This is a genomic window from Rahnella perminowiae (genome assembly GCF_019049755.1).
GTDB classification, from domain to species: Bacteria; Pseudomonadota; Gammaproteobacteria; order Enterobacterales; family Enterobacteriaceae; genus Rahnella; species Rahnella perminowiae.
Genome location: NZ_JAFMOS010000114.1, coordinates 1 through 795 on the forward strand (window position 1 = coordinate 1; position 795 = coordinate 795).

A 795-nucleotide genomic window follows, 5' to 3' on the forward strand; every position below is an offset into this window, starting at 1 on the left:
TAAGGGCAAAAACAATCTGCTCTTCGGTGAATCGTGACTTTTTCATCGGCACCACCTCCGTTCAGGGGAGTGTTTATCATGCCGGAATTCTGTTTCTGAATGGAGCAGGATTTTGGGTCAGGGTCACAGCGGTCGTTCAATGGATAGTGTGTTTGAAGAACAGGTAGCAAACGCTTTACAAAGGAGGGGTATCAGGTTCACCCTCAGGTTGGTATTGCGGGGTTCTTCATTGATTTAGCTATTGCCGATTCCAATATGCCGGGACGCTACCTGATAGGCATTGAGTGCGATGGTATTACTTACCATTCTTCCCGCTCTTCAAGAGAGAGGGATCGCCTACGTCAGGCTGTACTTGAAGATCATGGTTGGATTATTCACAGGATTTGGAGTACGGACTGGTTCCAGCGTCCCGAAGAGCAACTTCAGAAAACTCTCTCTGCTATCCAAGCGGCTAAGAAAGAGCTTGAAAATCGTTCTGAAACCTCACTATCCCGTTCTAGAGCTGTGCCAGTAGAAATCGTCACAGTTGAAAGAGAAACTGTCACTGAAATCGGTTTAGAGATTATTGATGACAGCTTAAACGAAGCTATTATATATGTAGAGGCGTTACCAGACGTTGATACAAGAGTCCAGATTCATGAAACGCCTGTTGGAATACTCGCAAAAATAGTCGAACAAATTGTTCTTGTTGAAGCTCCGATACATATGAATGAAGTAATCACTCGGATAAGAACAGCTTGGGGTTTACAGCGTGCTGGGGCTCGTATTGAATCAGCAGTTAACAATGCTATTCAA

At 44.7% G+C, this 795-nt stretch carries 1 protein-coding gene; it reads left to right on the forward strand.

Annotation, left to right across the window (positions count from 1 at the left end):
• Positions 1–228 precede the first annotated feature (228 nt).
• Positions 229–795, forward strand: a 567-nt coding sequence (locus tag J1785_RS00595; RefSeq protein ID WP_420803819.1) for a DUF3320 domain-containing protein, incomplete at its 3' end; no start/stop codon positions are given.